Annotated in this window: 15 protein-coding genes and 1 riboswitch; of the genes, 5 read left to right on the top strand and 10 right to left on the bottom strand. The window is 40.0% G+C overall.

Annotated elements, in window-relative coordinates; translation table 11 throughout:
- Nucleotides 1–21 precede the first annotated feature (21 nt).
- The 5 genes from I7H67_RS03430 to I7H67_RS03410 all read right to left on the bottom strand — a co-directional run bounded on the left by I7H67_RS03430 (nt 22) and on the right by I7H67_RS03410 (nt 5,346).
- A complete protein-coding gene (locus I7H67_RS03430) occupies nt 22–1,080 on the bottom strand; it encodes an SPOR domain-containing protein (RefSeq protein ID WP_023274384.1) in 1,059 nt (352 codons plus the stop codon).
- A complete protein-coding gene (folC, locus tag I7H67_RS03425) occupies nt 1,071–2,357 on the bottom strand; it encodes a bifunctional tetrahydrofolate synthase/dihydrofolate synthase (RefSeq protein ID WP_198307080.1) in 1,287 nt (428 codons plus the stop codon). The genes I7H67_RS03430 and folC overlap by 10 nt, the downstream gene beginning before the upstream one ends.
- Nucleotides 2,354–3,250, bottom strand: coding sequence for an acetyl-CoA carboxylase, carboxyltransferase subunit beta (gene accD, locus I7H67_RS03420; protein WP_005309656.1), 897 nt, complete (start codon nt 3,248–3,250; stop codon nt 2,354–2,356). Before accD ends, folC begins: the two co-directional genes overlap by 4 nt.
- Entirely contained in the window at nt 3,247–4,050 is an 804-nt protein-coding gene (trpA, locus tag I7H67_RS03415) for a tryptophan synthase subunit alpha (RefSeq protein ID WP_049838105.1), read from the bottom strand. Before trpA ends, accD begins: the two co-directional genes overlap by 4 nt.
- 246 nt (nt 4,051–4,296) lie before the next feature.
- Complete coding sequence (locus I7H67_RS03410) at nt 4,297–5,346, bottom strand: AraC family transcriptional regulator (RefSeq protein ID WP_198307079.1); 1,050 nt, start codon at nt 5,344–5,346, stop codon at nt 4,297–4,299.
- A 119-nt stretch (nt 5,347–5,465) separates the two neighbouring features.
- Here I7H67_RS03410 and I7H67_RS03405 point away from each other — a divergent pair, with 119 nt between their 5' ends.
- Nucleotides 5,466–6,341: a metal-dependent hydrolase gene (locus tag I7H67_RS03405; RefSeq protein ID WP_198307078.1), complete on the top strand. Its 876-nt coding sequence runs from the start codon at nt 5,466–5,468 to the stop codon at nt 6,339–6,341.
- Between the two features lie 8 nt (nt 6,342–6,349).
- Here the strand turns inward: I7H67_RS03405 and I7H67_RS03400 are convergent, their stop codons facing one another.
- Genes I7H67_RS03400 through I7H67_RS03385 form a run of 4 tightly spaced genes read right to left on the bottom strand, consistent with a single transcriptional unit; the run spans nt 6,350 to nt 9,777 of the window.
- Nucleotides 6,350–7,345: a DUF2804 domain-containing protein gene (locus tag I7H67_RS03400; protein ID WP_198307077.1), complete on the bottom strand. Its 996-nt coding sequence runs from the start codon at nt 7,343–7,345 to the stop codon at nt 6,350–6,352.
- 37 nt (nt 7,346–7,382) lie between these two features.
- On the bottom strand, nt 7,383–7,895 hold the full coding sequence (locus tag I7H67_RS03395) for a DUF1543 domain-containing protein (protein WP_192455242.1): 513 nt from the start codon (nt 7,893–7,895) through the stop codon (nt 7,383–7,385).
- Between the two features lie 9 nt (nt 7,896–7,904).
- Entirely contained in the window at nt 7,905–9,134 is a 1,230-nt protein-coding gene (trpB, locus tag I7H67_RS03390; protein WP_002116129.1) for a tryptophan synthase subunit beta, read from the bottom strand.
- Nucleotides 9,109–9,777, bottom strand: a complete 669-nt coding sequence (locus I7H67_RS03385) for a phosphoribosylanthranilate isomerase (RefSeq protein WP_013196862.1) — start codon at nt 9,775–9,777, stop codon at nt 9,109–9,111. Before I7H67_RS03385 ends, trpB begins: the two co-directional genes overlap by 26 nt.
- 126 nt (nt 9,778–9,903) lie before the next feature.
- A riboswitch (cobalamin riboswitch) is annotated at nt 9,904–10,111 on the top strand.
- A gap of 35 nt (nt 10,112–10,146) precedes the next feature.
- On the opposite strand from I7H67_RS03385, the gene I7H67_RS03380 reads away from it, so the two are divergent.
- The 3 genes from I7H67_RS03380 to I7H67_RS03370 all read left to right on the top strand — a co-directional run bounded on the left by I7H67_RS03380 (nt 10,147) and on the right by I7H67_RS03370 (nt 13,440).
- Complete coding sequence (locus I7H67_RS03380) at nt 10,147–11,979, top strand: TonB-dependent receptor plug domain-containing protein (RefSeq protein WP_023274383.1); 1,833 nt, start codon at nt 10,147–10,149, stop codon at nt 11,977–11,979.
- A 94-nt stretch (nt 11,980–12,073) separates the two neighbouring features.
- On the top strand, nt 12,074–12,652 hold the full coding sequence (locus I7H67_RS03375; RefSeq protein ID WP_198307076.1) for a cob(I)yrinic acid a,c-diamide adenosyltransferase: 579 nt from the start codon (nt 12,074–12,076) through the stop codon (nt 12,650–12,652).
- A 74-nt stretch (nt 12,653–12,726) separates the two neighbouring features.
- Nucleotides 12,727–13,440 (top strand): glycerophosphodiester phosphodiesterase, encoded by a 714-nt coding sequence (locus I7H67_RS03370; RefSeq protein ID WP_198307075.1) that lies wholly within the window; start codon nt 12,727–12,729, stop codon nt 13,438–13,440.
- A 27-nt stretch (nt 13,441–13,467) separates the two neighbouring features.
- Here I7H67_RS03370 and I7H67_RS03365 read toward each other — a convergent pair whose 3' ends face one another.
- The gene (locus tag I7H67_RS03365) at nt 13,468–14,001 is read right to left on the bottom strand and encodes an META domain-containing protein (protein WP_198307074.1); all 534 of its coding nucleotides are present in this window, start codon (nt 13,999–14,001) and stop codon (nt 13,468–13,470) included.
- Nucleotides 14,002–14,209: 208 nt separating this feature from the next.
- Between I7H67_RS03365 and I7H67_RS03360 the strand changes: the two genes are divergently transcribed.
- A complete protein-coding gene (locus I7H67_RS03360) occupies nt 14,210–15,382 on the top strand; it encodes an acyl-CoA desaturase (RefSeq protein WP_004789144.1) in 1,173 nt (390 codons plus the stop codon).
- Nucleotides 15,383–15,448 lie beyond the last annotated feature (66 nt).

Below are 15,448 nucleotides of genomic sequence, written 5' to 3'. Positions count from 1 at the left end.
TTAAGTAAACCTTAGATCAGATTAACGCTGATCTAATGGCACCCAATCAATGACCCAAGCCGATTTCATATTTAAACTTGAATCAGAAGTAATTTTCTTACGGGCCGCATCTGCTGTATCACGGTCTTTCGCAGGACCTACCATAATACGGATTCCCTTGCTTGTTTGGCTCGTAGTTACCTTGTAGCCTTTAGCTCGTAATTTAGAAACAACTGCATCTGCATTTGCTTGGTTAGCAGCCAATGCAACTTGCACCATCCACTTTTTATCACCATTTTCCAGCAATTCACGCGCTTTTTCAGCCTCAGCTTTTTTATCAGCTTCTGCTTTACGTTTAGCCTCTGATGTTTTCTTATCAGCTTCTGCTTTGTGTTTTGCTTCAGCTGCTTTTTTATCAGCTTCTGCCTGACGTTTTGCTTCAGCTGCTTTTTTATCAGCTTCCGCTTGACGTTTTGCTTCAGCTGCTTTTTTATCGGCTTCTGCTTGGCGCTTTGCTTCAGTTGCTTTCTTATCAGCTTCTGCCTGACGTTTTGCTTCAGCTGCTTTCTTATCAGCTTCCGCTTGGCGTTTTGCTTCAGCTGCTTTTTTGTCTGCATCTATTTTTGAAGTATCAGTTGTTTTATTTGCCACATTAGTTTGCTGGTTTTTAGCTTTCGCCTCACCCACTAACTCTGGTGGAATATTATCTGAACTTTCTTGAGCAGCTGTACGACGTGCATTAATCGCAGCGTACTCTGCTGCGGCTTTACGAGCAGCATCAGCTTCAGCTTGCTGTTGCATTGCTAAAAACTCAGCTGCACGTGCTTCTTGCTCAGCAACTGCTTTTTCACGCGAACGGCGCTGTTCTTCTAACAAACGTTTTTCTGTTTCAACATCAACCGCTAGAGGTTGTAGTTGTACCATTTGTCCTTCGGTTGCTTGCTTTGGCTTAGTTTGAGTTTTTGGCGATGTGGATGCGGGTGGCTGAACTTCAACCTGTTTTATTTCCTCATTCCCTTTTAGAAGTAATGCTGCCAATAAAACACCACCTCCCAGTAAAACAACACCACCCATCCAGCGTTGTTTGTTATTCATTGACATTCTTCCAAATACTCCCAAATCGCTTCTAAAGTATGAAACGAACCACAGGCCAAAATCAGCTGATTGTTATTTGTTTGCTCAAGCGCTGATTTAAAAGCCTCTTTGATATTGCCATATTGTTGTACTGTCTGGCCTTGCAAGGCATCATTGAGTTGCTGAATCGGTGCAGCACGCGGCACATTCAACTCAGCAATTTTCCAATGTAAAACAGTAGGTTTCAATAAATCGACTACTGATTTTATATCTTTATCTGCCAGCATTGAAAATACTGCGACAACTTCTGTGTACTGTTTATTGTATTCTAAGAAATTTCGCAATTGCTTTAACAAAAATTCAACACCATGTGGATTGTGTCCGGCATCAAAAATTACCGTTTTCCCCTCCACTTGACGCTGCTCAAAACGTCCTGCTAAACGTGCAGATTGAATACCTTTTTCTAATGCTGACTGAGAAATTTCAAGTCCGCTATTTAAAATAGCGGCAACCGCTCCCGCAATATTTTCAATGGCTAAATGACCTAAAGGAAGCTTTAAAGTAGTTCCTTCTGAGGCAAAGTACCAGTTTTGTCCATCATCGGCGAGTTTATAAAAATAATCACGATTAACGGTATATAAGTCTGCTTGCGTACTTTCTGCTTTATCTTGGATTGCTTGAGGTAGAATTTGTTCACCAGCAAAGACAACCGGAATGTTTGGACGAATAATGCCTGCTTTTTCAAAAGCAATTTTTTCGATAGTATCGCCCAACCAGTCAGTATGATCTAGGCCAATATTAGTAATAACTGCAACGTCGGGATCAATTACATTGACGACATCTAAGCGCCCACCCAAACCAACTTCGAGCACCCATACATCACATTGCAGTTGTTTAAAAATGACAAAAGCAGCCAAAGTGGTTGCTTCAAAAAAAGATAAGCTTAAATCACAATCGCGACGAGCCTGATCGACTTGAACAAAAGCATCAATCAGACTTTGATCATCGACTTCAACTCCACCTAATTTGACTCGCTCATTAAAGCGATAGATATGCGGTGACTGATATAACCCAACTTTATAACCCTGTGCGTTTAATATCGCGGCCAGTGTGGTTGTAGTTGAGCCTTTACCATTCGTTCCGGCTACTGTAAAAACTTTAGCAGTAGGCTGAGTCACACCCAGCTTTTCTGCAACAGGAATTACACGTTCCAGACCAAGATCTATCCCTGTAACGTGAACATGGCTCCAATAATTGAGCCATGTATCTAAAGAGTCTATTGAAAGTGGAGCTTGTTGGTTCAAGGTAAGTTCATCAATTTCGATACAAGTCGAGATACAGTATCACGTAAAGCATGACGATGAACAATCTGATCGATTACCCCATGATCAAGCAAATATTCAGCACGTTGGAACGGTTCTTCTAGAGTTTCACGTACAGTTTGCTCAATTACACGTTTACCAGCAAAGCCAATCATCGCTTTAGGTTCAGCAATATGAATATCACCCAACATTGCTAAAGAAGCTGTTACACCGCCATATACAGGATGTGTTAACACCACGATATAAGGTAAACCTGCATCTTTTAACTTTTGGATCGCCGCTGAAGTACGTGCCATTTGCATAAGAGACAGCATACCTTCTTGCATACGTGCACCACCAGAAGCTGCGAAACAGATCAATGGTTGACGTTTTTCAATAGCAAGTTCAGCAGCCTGAACAAAACGGTCGCCTACAACTGTACCCATAGAGCCGCCCATAAAGTCGAACTCAAAAGCACATGCAATCATATCTACGCCATTTAAATTACCTTGCATGGCAATTAAGGCTTCCGTTTCACCAGTTTTGGTTTGCGCTTCACGCATACGATCTGGATATGGCTTAGTGTCGACAAACTTTAACGGATCTTTCGCGCTAAATTCTTGCCCTAATTCTGCTACTACATTATCGAAGAACCAGTTCAAACGATCACGAGCTTTCATACGTAAGTGTTCATCACACTGCGGACAAACATACGCATTGAAAGAGATTGCTGTACGTGTCACTAGAGCATGACATTCAGGGCATTCAATCGTTGGCTCAGTAAATGTTGCTTTGAGAATTTGTTGCTCATTTGCGACTTCAATACCTGGAACCGGACGTTTTGTCCATGGTGTCGAAGGGCTAAGAACTTTCCCTGATTTCACTTCTTGATTCATACTAACTCATCGAGCGCTGCTCGAAGCTCCTTGACTTTATTCACCGTCTGTTCAACAGCGTCATCCGCTGCCAACGTTGCAAAATTTTTAACGAAAGCACTACCCACAATCACAGCATCAGCAACGCTACCCATTGCTTTTGCTGAAGCAGCATCACTAATACCAAAACCAACACCTACTGGAATATCAGTGGCATTTTTGATTTTTTGAATACGTGCAGCAGCTTCTGCCGTATCTAGTGTTGCGGCTCCCGTTACACCCTTAAGTGAAACATAGTAGATAAATCCACTTGCCTGATTTGCCACATGTTGAATGCGTTGGTCTGTAGAAGTTGGTGCGAGCAAGAAGATTTGATCCATGTCATGTTGCTTCAACACAGCACCAAACTCTTTTGACTCTTCTGGCGGTAAATCCACCAGTAATAAGCCATCTACACCACACTCTTTCGCATGAGAAACAAACTTCTCGTAACCAATCACTTCAACCGGATTTAGATAACCCATTAAAACAACAGGTGTATCCTGATCCTGTTCACGGAACTCCTTTACCATATTAAGAGCATCTAATGTGTTAGTCCCTGCTGCAAGCGCACGTTCAGCTGCAAGCGCAATTACTGGACCATCGGCCATTGGATCTGAAAATGGTAAACCAAGCTCAATGACATCTACTCCTGCCGCAACCATTTTATGCAGTAACGGAACTGTTACTTGCGGTTGTGGATCACCCGCCATGACATAAGATACAAGCGCTTTACGTTGTTGGGACTTAAGCTTTTCAAAACGGGTGGCAAGACGTGACATAGGGTTGTGCTTTCCTTGAATTATTTAAAATTGAGGAGTTGTTTGTAGAAATACAAGAACATCGCATTTTAACGCTATTTTTTGTCCATTGAACAGGTCTAACGTTATGGCGATATTCGATTGTATGATTCATACAACCCATGGCGTACATTTATCAATATTTTGAAACTTTTCTCAATGATCAAAGCTTCCTATTTTCGAGCCATTATTAGATCGTCATCTGAATAGAAAATCGCCACAGAAAGGCTATTTTATTGCATTTTTATTTGTTAGCTGTAATTGTCTTTTTCTTGCTAATAGGGTTTGTCCTGTCAAATTTTTATGGGCACGTGCAAGTGCTGACTGGTCCGAATATCCCAATTGTTCAGCAATTAAAGTGAGACTGGCATTTTGGTTAAGTAATATCTCACAGCGTCTCATACGCTCTGCATCTAAAATTAATTTAAATGAAGTGTTTAATGACTGTAGTTGGCGCTGCAAGCTTCGTACTGAAATATTCAACTCGATGGCAATATCTTCTATTTTAGGGGCCTGCTGCCTTTGCTTAAAATATTCATGGACGATCCAATGTATTTGCTGAGCTAAATCTGTATGTATTTTACGCTGAGCTAACGCCTCTTCTGCCTGTTTCACTAAAAGTTGCATTAAGGTTGGGTCTGCATGCTGAGGACGAATACTTAGTCCCTCACTTGCAAAAGTTAATGCATAGTAAGGTTTTTCAAATGATAATTTGCATTGAAAGAAACGCTGATAGTGCACTAACGGACCACGTGCACGGTGCACGAACTCAACTTGTTGCAAGAGAAAATCATGTAGTGGAGCGATCTGTTTAGCAAGCTGTACCATTGCTGCCAAGGTCAATTCACAAAGTATGATATTGCTGTCATCAACCAATGGCCAATACAAACGAATTTTAGAAGCATCTTGCTCAATTTGCATAGGTACCACTTGCTCACCGTCAATCACAAGACGATGAAACTTCATAATATATTCAAGAACCTCTGCAAAACTGCCACTTCGGGATGCCATATAGCCCAACACTCCAAAATTGGCAGGTGTAATGCAAGTGGCCATTTCCAAAGCTAAATTGGAAACTTGTAGCTGAGATTCGGTTAGCTCTAAAAGCTCAAGAAAAAAATTTAAAGATGATTGAGCATCAATAGACGAAGCTAAAATATTTTGAACTTGTCGGGCCTGAACATCCGTCAGATTTAATGCCTGCCAGTCGATTTCCCTTTCTTTTAGGTAAGTATTCCAAAGGTAAAAATACCCATTTGAAATCGTAAAATCCTGCATGGCGCATCCTTTTTTACTGCCATCTTGTCGCAAACTGTATAAAAATTGGCAATAACTGTCAAAACAAAGCCGACCAGCCGCGACATACTAGTAAACAAGTTAGATGCGAGAAATAAAATATGAACGCACATGTTTATTATCAAGTCGAGCCAGTGGTTCGTAAAGATCTAGATTTTCACTTAAACGAAGCGCCTCGCTTTTGGTTTAATAATGATCCTTTTTTGACTCGTATGTTTGATGCACTCAGCTTAACCTTTCCTGATGGGGAGCGTTATTTCATTGAATGCGTTCGTATGTTCCGTGACAAAATTGAAGATCCAGAACTACAAAAACGAGTTGTGGACTTTATTAAACAAGAAGCTCAACACGGTATTGCTCATGACAAAATGAATCAGCTCATGAAAGAACAAGGTATGCCTGTTGACCAATTCACAGCTACACTAAAAAGAATTTTTCGTTTTGAACTCACCAAACGCTCACCGCAATACAATATTGCAATGACAGCAGCAGCTGAACATTTAACTGCATTAATGGCAGAAACGTTTTATAGCAATAGAAAAACTTTGGAAAATGCTCACCCCTATGTCCGAGCGCTGTTTGCTTGGCATGCCATTGAAGAGATGGAGCATCGTGATGTTGCTTTTGATGTCATGAAACAAGTAGGTGAAGTTCCTGAGTCGACTCGTCGTTTTGTATTGGTTCTTACAACAGTACTCATGTTTGGTTTTACGCTCTATCGCACCAACATCATGTTGAAATGTGACGGCTTCAGTTCTAGAGAACGACTCTTGATGAGTCTTAAAGGCTTACCTTGGTTCTTTGGTAAAAATGGCACATTAACTGCCATGAAAAGCCAATATTTAGATTGGTTTAAAAAAGATTTCCATCCAAATCAGCATCCAGTCATTCGTCAATATCCCGTCTGGATTGAAACACTTGAAAAGACCAATGATCCTATTGCAGCTGGTGAAGCATTTTGGCAAGCAGGTTTATAACCTGCTTGTTACCATTTTGCATAATGTTGTTCTAGTAAACCGTATTGCTCATTGCAATTGATTATATCGGTTGCCTCATGCTCAATAGTGCCGCTAATTTTAGCTTGCCACTGATTGAACTGGCTTCCAATCATTCTTAAATTAATATTTTCGTATCGGCACCAACCAATATGGACCTGTAGATTAAGCTTTTGATCTAAAGAGCTAATTTGCCAAAGCTCATCATTTACTTTTTCAAATAAAACATCAGTCAGTGGAAATAAAACTCCGTTAATCCATAAGCAGTTTTCATTACCAAAGCTTTCATTCACACCTGAAGCCAAATTTAAACCGATACGCCGCCCTTGCTCATCCCAGAAATTACATGAAAGCCAGAACCAAGCTGTTTCAGGTCGCAAAAAACCACATGTATCATCTAGAGATGCAAATGTCTTTTCATCAAATTGTACAACTTGGTTTTGTTTATTAATGAACATGCCTTCTACACCCAGCGTGGTCTGCTTTTGAGTATAGGTCCACCCATTAATTCCTGTCGGTGTACATAAACTTAAGATATCGGTCCCAGCACAAAAAATACGAGCGCTGAGTTGAATCTCACCATATTTAGTCACTCGAATGTACCGCACACCATTGGCATGCTGAATATCAAACTGATAAGGCGATTTAGAAAAATAGCTTTGATTAAACAATGGCTGTTCATCAAGATAGGTTTTATGCCCCAAAGGCTGAATTGCATTCCACTCAATGACTTGCTGAGTTTCATGATCATAAATATAGAAAAAACCGTGCCCGACCCAACCGATATCAGCAATTGCCAGACCAATACTATAGTGTTTATGTTGAATGCCGCAGAATTTAAATTTTTTATATTTTAATTGCTTACGCCAGCCCTTTAAGACCTTACCATAAGGGGTTTTATAAATATAATGTTGTACGTGAATGGTTGACGGTACAGATTCAAAACGCCCGTAGCGAGGCTGTCCATTTTCTTGAATTAAATCCATTTACCCACTTCCATATGAATATTAGATTTCAAATGACCTATACCACGGTCAAATACGTATTTTCCCAAATTGTTGCAGCAAAATCGCCTTTTATTAAATGAATATAGCGACCTGCTACACAATCTATCGCTAGGCAGTCATCAATATCAATGACTCGATCTGTGTGTGCTTTTTGCCACTGTTGATCTATAAACTGTTTACCTAATTGTTTTGCAACAACAGCATTTGGTGCAACTACAAACTCATAACGGTGAAGTTCACCGAATTCACGAGCATTATATCCACCCAGATTAATTAAATATAATTTTAAATCATCTGGTTTGGGTGCTGCATCTGTAAAATGAATTTGATACTTTTGCCCTTGAGAGTTAACACCAGAGAGCTTGGCCCAAGCATCAATATGTAATCCTTGAGCCTCACCAAACCAAGCCTGTTTAAGTTGAGGATAAACTTCTTCCAAAGTATCTCCTACAGCCATGACTACATCATGAACTTCTGTATTAGCACGTGCATGACGCCCGCCTAACATCACCATAAACAAACTTGGCATTGTATCCTCTTACATCTCGACCATTTCTACGCCATCAATGCGTGCAACTGTCATTAAATCTTTATCACCACGACCTGAAACAGTTGCAATAATAATCTGATCTTTAGACATCGTTGGTGCAAGCTTCGAAACGTATGCCATTGCGTGCGAGCTTTCAAGTGCAGGAATAATCCCTTCGATTTTGGTTAAATCACGGAAACCTTGCAAAGCTTCTGTATCATTAATCGGCACGTACTCTACACGCTTCATATCTTTCAAGAAGCTATGTTCAGGACCGACACCTGGATAGTCAAGACCCGCTGAGATACTATGTGTCTCAATAATCTGGCCTTGTTCATCACTCATCAAGTAAGTACGGTTACCATGTAATACGCCAACATGGCCTGCATTTAATGGCGCAGAGTGTTTACCAGTTTCAATACCAAAACCAGCCGCTTCAACACCATACATTTTCACATTGGCATCGTTTAAGAATGGATAGAACAAGCCCATTGCATTTGAACCACCACCCACACATGCAACTAATGCATCTGGTAAGCGACCTGCTTGCTCCAAGATCTGTTTGCGTGCTTCACGCCCAATAATCGACTGGAAGTCACGAACGAGTTGAGGATATGGATGTGGGCCTGCAACTGTACCAATTACATAGTACGTCGTATCAACGTTGGTTACCCAGTCACGCATCGCTTCGTTCATGGCATCTTTCAGCGTTTTAGAACCACTTTGTACAGGTACAACAGTCGCGCCCAATAAACGCATACGATAAACGTTCATGGCTTGACGCTTAACGTCTTCAGCACCCATATAAACAACACATTCAAGACCTAAACGTGCTGCAATTGTTGCTGTTGCCACACCATGTTGCCCAGCACCAGTCTCGGCAATAATACGTTTTTTACCAGAAAGCTTTGCCAATAACGCCTGACCAATCGTGTTATTTACCTTATGTGAGCCTGTATGGTTCAAGTCTTCACGTTTAAGATAAATTTGCGCACCACCTAACTCTTTTGACCATCGCTCAGCATAATAAAGTGGACTAGGACGACCTACATAGTAGGCGAGATCGCGGTCGAATTCTGCCAGAAACTGTTCATCATTTTTCATGCGGGAATAGAGATTTTCTAAATCTTCTAATGCCGCCATTAAAGTTTCTGACACAAAACGTCCGCCATGGATACCAAAATGCCCTGCAGCATCTGGGTACTGTGTATAGTCAATCACATTGTTTTGCTGATCCACGTTGGACTCCTTGCATAAATCGTTCAATGAGTTGTTGGTCTTTTATACCTTTTGCGGATTCTACGCCTCCGCTCACATCTACTGCAAAAGCACCGGTAGTATGAATAGCGTCTATGACATTGTCAGGGGTTAAACCACCTGCCAAGATTAAAGGAATATCAAGTTTTGGGAATTTGGACCAGTCAAACTGATGTCCTGTACCCCCTTTAAGCTCAGGATGCCACGCATCGAGCAATACAGCACTGGCACCAGCCGCCTGATATTTTTGAATTTCAGCAATTACATCTAAATCAGGTTTAACCTGAATCGCTTTATACCAGCGACGTTTACAATGGCGAGCTATTTCCTGACATTGTTCTGGAGTTTCATCGCCATGTAGTTGTAATACATCTAGGGGAACACAATCAAGTACATCCTGAATTTCAGTGGCACTTGCATTCACAAACAAACCAACCATTTGTACATAAGGTGGAATTACTTTTGTAAATTCTTGAACCTCTGCAACTGTCACATGTCTTGGACTTGGCGGAAAAAAAACAAAACCTATCGCATCTGCTCCTGCAGCAACAACTGCCTGAACATCTTGAATGCGAGTAATTCCACAGATTTTTGCGCGTGTACGTTTTTGGTTTGATGGGCTCATGATCTGCCTAAACTACAACCATTTCTTAAAATAAGCGCCATTGTAATGCAATTTTTGCCCCTTGCGTAAAAGTTCTCTGGGAATTGCTCCAAATGACATTGTATGAAATAAATCGCCACTTTATACTGCGTAAAATTGGAAGCAAGTGTAAGCAATTAATGCTTTAGGGAAGCTGGTGAAAGTCCGGCACTGCCCCCGCAACGGTAACAATGTAAAGCATATTTTTTAAGTCGATATCGACTTACACCACTGCATTAATGTGGGAAGGTGAATATGTCCATAACATAAATATGGCGCTGAAGTCCGGAGACCTACTTGTTTCATCTATCTACCCGATCATTCACGTGGGGTGAATGTATGGAGCATGTTATGTCTAAGTCTTTTCAACCTACTCGTCTGGTAGGGGCTATCGCTATTGCGATGGGGTTTTCACCTGTTATTTTTGCTGAAGATACCACGAACACAACTCAGCTTGATCCAATTGTAATCACTGCCTCAAAAAGTGCTGAAAAAGCCAGTGAAGTTCCGGCGCGTATCAACATTATTGAACCAAAAGTTCTCGAACAATCCCCTATCGCTTCTTTACCACAATTATTACAAACCGATGCTTCCATCAATATGGTGCAAAGTGGCGGTATGGGACAACTTGCAGAGATTTATTTACGAGGTACAGAATCTGATCATACTCTCGTGCTACGAGATGGAATTCGACTAAATAATGCATCCTCAGGAACAGCAAGTCTTGCATTTATTGACACAACAGATATTAAACAAATTGAAGTATTGAAAGGGCCTGCCTCTGTTCTCTATGGTACTGATGCAATTGGCGGAGTAATTCAGCTCGTTTCAAAAACACCTGAAAAGAATAGAGCTTTTATCACGGGTGAAATTGGTGAGAATAAAACTTATAAATCAGTTATTGGCGCTGATTTATATGAAGATGGTTTTTATGCCCAAATTCGTGGACAACGCCTAGAGTCTGACGCAACCAAAGTAACTAATCAAAAAACCAACTCATCGGATACGGCATCATTTGATCAGAAAGGTTTTAGTACAAAGTTTGGTGTTGAGCAGAAAGATTACGGTATTTCTGTTGACTATAGCCATAATGAAGGTTCAAGCCTTTATGATGCTTATACATTTAATGGTGCCTTGCTTAAACAAGACTTCGAAAATGAGATTATCAATTTACGTAGCCGTTTAAATGTAACAGATAACTTAGAATTAAATACTCGCTTATCACAATTCAAAGATGAAGTTAATCAAAAAGACTCTACTGATTTTGTTCATAGTAAAACTCAGGAAGTAGAGCTATATAGTAAATGGAAGTTTTTACCGCAGCAAACACTCTTAATTGGTGCCACCCACCGTACGTTGGATGGAGATATTCTGTCTTATGGAGCACCATACAATGAGAACGTAGACTCGACAGGGTATTATCTTCAACATCAATTCAATGGTGATAGATTAAACACTCAAGTCGGTGTTCGTGTAGAAGATAATGAAAAATATGGCTCACATACTGTTGGTCAAATTGCTGCACGTTACCAACTTTTAGATAAAACAAGTATCTATACCAATATTGGTACTGCTTTTAAATCACCAACGCTTAATGAACTTTTCAACTCATGGAACGGCAATCCAGATTTAAAACCAGAAGAAAGTACATCTTATGAAATTGGTATAGATCAAACTCTACCAGCAGGTTTTAAAACAGGTTTATCTGCTTACTATACTGAAGTTGAAGATCTTATCGGCTCAGTGAACTTTGGTAAATTAACTAATATTAATAAAGCAACTTACCAAGGTGGTGAATTTTATGTTGGTTGGCAGAAAGATGATCTTTTTGCAAAAGCAACTTATAGCTATGTCAAACCTGAAAACGAAGAGACTCATCAGGATTTAAATCGTCGCCCTCGTCAAGGATTAACCTTAACAACAGGTCTGCAAAATGAAGTTTATGGCATTAGTGCTTCGCTCGTTGCAAAATCAAAGTCGAAAGACTGGGATAGTAATTACAGGAATCCAGGTTACGCAACTGTAGATATTAATGCTTACTGGAATATGAATCCGCATATTAAATTGTTTACTAATATTCAAAATATTGGAGATGTTGATTACAAAACAGCTTATCAAGACCAAGGATACTATTACGTAAATGGTGGCCGTCTTGCATCAGCTGGTGTCACCCTAAGCTACTAAGCAAAACTTTATTATAAAAATATTTTCTTAACTCCAGTTTCGGGGTAATGTTCTGACCAACATTATCCCCTTTTTTATGTTCAGGATATCCATCATGGGACACCGTTTAAGCAAAATCTATACACGCACAGGCGACTCAGGCACAACAGGTTTAGGCGATGGCTCTCGTGTTGCTAAAGATGATTTACGAATTGCAGCACTTGGTGATGTCGATGAACTGAATGCCATTATTGGGGTACTTCGTGCTCAAATCACAGCTAGTCAAGTGACCAACAAAGCGGATTGGGATAAAAGTCTCAGCCTTGTTCAGCATTGGCTTTTTGATTTAGGTGGAGAGGTTTGTATTCCAAACTACAATTTACTTAAGCCTGTTTGTATTGAGTTTCTTGAAAAAGAAATTGACCGTATGAATGAAGACTTACCAATGCTTAAAGAGTTTATTCTGCCATCAGGCTCTTTAACTTGCAGTTATGCCCATCAAGCCCGTGCTGTTTGTCGCCGCGCAGAACGATCTCTACTGTCGGTACAAACACGTGATCAAAATATTCAAACTACGGCGCTCCAGCTTTTAAACCGCTTGTCTGACTGGTTGTTTGTTGCATCTCGTGCTTTACAACGTGCCGAGGGCGGCCAAGAAGTACTTTGGCAAAAAAATATTAATGAGATTATTTAAAAATAGATTAGATTAAACATGGTCTCTGCTCTTTTTAAAGAGACCATAGTCAAAATATTTCATAGAAGAAAATTATGCGCATTATTGGTCATCGTGGTGCACGCAAAGAAGCTCCTGAAAATACACTAGGTGGGTTTCAGCACATAAAAAATTTAGGTATTCGTGGTGTCGAATTTGATATTCGTCAGCTTCAAGACGAAGAGTTGGTCGTGATCCATGATGATAATTTTTTACGTACAGCTGGAGTCGATCAAATTGTTGAGCAATCTACTTTGGCTCAAGCACTCTCATTTGATCATCGTCAAAATTGGCCTGACTGGCCAAATTCAGAGCCAACACCAACATTCACAGGCGTTTTAAATTTACTTGATACCTTCGATCATATTGAAGTGGAAGTGAAAGCTGTAAAAGACATGGTTTTAGCAGAAAAAATTGTTCAAAAACTTGAGACCGAATTACAAGGTTTTGAAAAAGTTGTCACCATCACAAGTTTTGATCTTCAAATTTTAACTGCCTTACGCGATATAAACTCTCAATTCAAACGGGGATTGTTAGTCGAGCTTCCAGTTGGAGCAACAGCAATTGAAATCGCTCATCAATATGGTTGCTGTCATATTGGCTGGCACGATCAACTCGCAACAGATGAAATGATTCAGCTTTCACAGCAGGCCAACTTAAATATTAGTGTCTGGACAGTGAATGATGTAGAAAGAGCAAAAAGGCTTAGGGATTTAGATGTACAAGGGCTAATTACAGATATTCCAACCACGATGTTACAAGCTCTATAAATATAAAAAAGGTGGTAAAACCACCTTTTATTTCTTTTGTGCCTGAATAAGGCGTTGTCCACTCTGATCAAGCAGATATAGCGTATTACCTACGAGTTGGAAGCGTTGAATACGTTGCAAAGCATCCACTAGCTCTGCCTCTTGGGCCAAAGCACCATCACAGCTTAAATGTCCTGCATTTACCTGCATGTCAAGTTTTTGCTGGCTAAAATTAAATGTATAACGACCAAAAACTGCGTTACATCCAGTATGGCCTGATACCGTTTTGATAGCAGAATTTAAAGAGAGCGTCGGCCACTGTGTAAAGAATTTTGCCTTATGACCACTGATCTGAGTAATCTGCCAATCAATATCTTGAATGCCATCAGGACTCACTCTCTTTTTTACAACAGGCGATTGAACATGATGAACTGTTTTTTTTGTTTGAACTTTTTTTGTATTTTGATCGGGTGCACTTTGACATGCGGCTAATACAAGACTGATTGTGACCAAGATACACTTCAATGATAATTTCCTTGCAATATCAATGCTGTTCTTTTTTTTCAATCGTTGTACGTTCATTAAACAACTTCTCCTACTTGAAAAACTCTGTGACATAGTTTAATTCTGTTACCGTTCTTTCAATACATCTGTACAATAATGCTAGTGATTCTCACTAAGCACGTGCTAATATGAAGGATAGAATAGCAATATATCTTGATGATCGGTTTTGCTATGTCGTTTTGTCTTTGTACCTTGTCTGACAAGGATTCTAGGAGCGCTGCCGGATATGACTTCCGCCCCACTCAAAGCCCCAATTAACTGGACCGCTAGCATTACCTTAATTGGTTTACCAATTCTTGCCGCAATCATAATCCCGATTTACGCGTATTATTATGATTTTAGTGTAAGCGCATGGGTAAGCTTATTTTTTCTTTTAGCTCTAAGTAGTATGGGGATTACTGCTGGTTATCACCGCCTGTGGGCTCACCGAGCTTACGAAGCGTCGTTACCGCTTAAAATTCTTTTAATGATCGGTGGAACTTTTGCCGTACAAAATAGTATTTTGTTCTGGGCATCTGGTCACCGTACTCACCACAGACATGTTGATCATGTCGATGAAGATCCCTATTCAATTGAGCGTGGTTTTTGGTATGCCCATATGGGTTGGATGATCCGCGATCATTCTCCATCTGAGCCTGACTTTAAAAATGCACCTGACTTGCTCAATGATAAATTGGTTATGTTCCAGCATAAATACTATGGTTTACTCGTAGTTGCGGTTCATGTTGGAATTTTAGGTTTAATTGGTTGGGCAACTGGCGATTTATGGGGTGTAGTCCTCATAGGTGGTCTCTTACGCTTAATCATTAGCCATCAAGTGACTTTCTTTATTAACTCACTTTGTCATATGTTCGGTAAACGTCCTTATACAGACGAAAACTCGGCACGTGATAATTTCTGGTTAGCTATCGCCACTTGGGGCGAGGGTTACCACAACTATCACCATATCTTCCAATACGATTATCGTAACGGTGTGAAATGGTGGCAATATGACCCAACAAAATGGTTGATTTGGTCTTGTTCTAAACTTGGTTTAGCTAAAAATTTACGTCGTATTCCAAGCTTTAATATTAAAAAAGCAGAACTAGCGATGAAGTTTAAATATGCTGAGCAAGATCTTGCTATCTATGGTCATGATGTAAATGCTGACATTAGTCAAATGAAACAACGTATTGCACAAGAATACGAAGCATTTACCCATACTTTAAATGATTGGGCAAAACTTAAAGAACAAGAGTTACAAGCGAAAAAAGCAGCAATGGCTGAAAAAATTCATAGAATGGATCACAAGCTTAAAGTTGATTTTCAATTGCTTGAACACCGTTTAAGTCACCACCGTGAATGCTTAGAAACACTTATGCGTAGTGTTAAAAAGAATACCAACGTGGTATCAGACTAAAATAAATTCTGATCAAAAATAGCTCTTTCGGGAGCTATTTTTATGCCTGCTTTTTAACTATGGTAT

The organism is Acinetobacter sp. ACIN00229, assembly GCF_016106645.1.
Taxonomy (GTDB): Bacteria; Pseudomonadota; Gammaproteobacteria; order Pseudomonadales; family Moraxellaceae; genus Acinetobacter; species Acinetobacter oleivorans.
The sequence above is the reverse complement of the archived record's forward strand: the minus strand, read 5'-3'. Positions and strand labels throughout refer to the sequence as shown.

Bases quoted from the DNA above. Each gene is read 5' to 3' on its own strand.
- I7H67_RS03430 (WP_023274384.1), bottom strand. From the start codon at position 1,080: ATGTCAATGAATAACAAACAACGCTGGATGGGTGGTGTTGTTTTACTG.
- accD (WP_005309656.1), bottom strand. From the start codon at position 3,250: ATGAATCAAGAAGTGAAATCAGGGAAAGTTCTTAGCCCTTCGACACCA.
- trpA (WP_049838105.1), bottom strand. From the start codon at position 4,050: ATGTCACGTCTTGCCACCCGTTTTGAAAAGCTTAAGTCCCAACAACGT.
- I7H67_RS03410 (WP_198307079.1), bottom strand. From the start codon at position 5,346: ATGCAGGATTTTACGATTTCAAATGGGTATTTTTACCTTTGGAATACT.
- I7H67_RS03405 (WP_198307078.1), top strand. From the start codon at position 5,466: ATGAACGCACATGTTTATTATCAAGTCGAGCCAGTGGTTCGTAAAGAT.
- I7H67_RS03400 (WP_198307077.1), bottom strand. From the start codon at position 7,345: ATGGATTTAATTCAAGAAAATGGACAGCCTCGCTACGGGCGTTTTGAA.
- I7H67_RS03395 (WP_192455242.1), bottom strand. From the start codon at position 7,895: ATGCCAAGTTTGTTTATGGTGATGTTAGGCGGGCGTCATGCACGTGCT.
- I7H67_RS03385 (WP_013196862.1), bottom strand. From the start codon at position 9,777: ATGAGCCCATCAAACCAAAAACGTACACGCGCAAAAATCTGTGGAATT.
- I7H67_RS03380 (WP_023274383.1), top strand. From the start codon at position 10,147: ATGTCTAAGTCTTTTCAACCTACTCGTCTGGTAGGGGCTATCGCTATT.
- I7H67_RS03375 (WP_198307076.1), top strand. From the start codon at position 12,074: ATGGGACACCGTTTAAGCAAAATCTATACACGCACAGGCGACTCAGGC.
- I7H67_RS03370 (WP_198307075.1), top strand. From the start codon at position 12,727: ATGCGCATTATTGGTCATCGTGGTGCACGCAAAGAAGCTCCTGAAAAT.
- I7H67_RS03365 (WP_198307074.1), bottom strand. From the start codon at position 14,001: ATGAACGTACAACGATTGAAAAAAAAGAACAGCATTGATATTGCAAGG.
- I7H67_RS03360 (WP_004789144.1), top strand. From the start codon at position 14,210: ATGACTTCCGCCCCACTCAAAGCCCCAATTAACTGGACCGCTAGCATT.